At 71.7% G+C, this 978-nt stretch carries 1 pseudogene; it reads right to left on the bottom strand.

The annotated features are described in order from the left end of the window. Positions 1–962: pseudogene (locus tag ACI79Y_RS19640) on the bottom strand (N-acetylmuramoyl-L-alanine amidase); the annotation flags it as partial. Positions 963–978: the final 16 nt, after the last annotated feature.

Genomic DNA, 978 nt, shown 5'->3' with positions numbered 1-978 from the left:
CCGCCCTGGAAGTGCTGGAAGCTGGCCTTGCCATCCGGCGTGCGCCCGGCCTGCGACGTCGGGAACCCCAACGCCCCACCCGGACCACCCGCCGCCTGGTACGCCGCCAGCAACACCGCCGGCACCGCACGCCCACCGGTCGCCGCCGAGGCGTACACCTCACCACCCTGGAACGACATCACCGTCCCCCCGGCAACGGCCACCGCATCCGCGGTCGGATAACCCAGCGGACCGTTCTCCCACCCCGAGGCAGCCCACCCGTCCCGGATCGCCATCGGCAACACCCGCGCACCCAACTGCTGGTGCACGTACACCGACCCACCCTGGAAGTGCGCCGCCTGCGCCTTCCCGTCCGGCGTCACACCCACATCACTCACCGGCAGCCCCAGGCTGCCGCCATCACCACCAGCCGCCAGCCACGCATCCCGCACCGGCCCCGACACCAACCGCGCACCCGTGGCCTGCGACCAGTAGACGAACCCCCGCTGGAAGGCCACCACCTGCCCCTTGCCACCCGGCGTCGCCACCTGATCGGCCACCGGCCACCCCAGCGAACCCCGCTCCCAGCCGGCAACACCCCACCGATCCCGGATCGGCGCCAGCAACAACCGCGCCCCCGTGCCCTGCGACCAGTACACCGACCCCTTCTGGAAGTGCGCGAACTGCCCACCACCAGACAACGACGTCACATCCGACACCGGCAACCCCAACGGGCCCCGCTCCCACCCCGACGCCGCCCACCGGTCCCGCACCGCACCGTTGAGCACCACCCGCGCACCCGTGGCCTGAGACCAGTAGATCGACCCCCGCTGGAAGTGCACGAACTGCGACTTCCCATCCCCCAGCACCGCCTGGTCCACCACCGGATACCCCAACGAGCCGTACTCCCAGCCCGACACACCCCACCGATCCCGCACCGCACCCGACACCACGTGCGCACCCGAGGACTGCGACCAGTACACCGACCCCCGCTGGAAG

Source organism: Modestobacter sp. SYSU DS0875, assembly GCF_054050915.1.
Note: the sequence above shows the minus strand (reverse complement) of the source record. Positions and strands in the feature narration are given on the sequence as shown.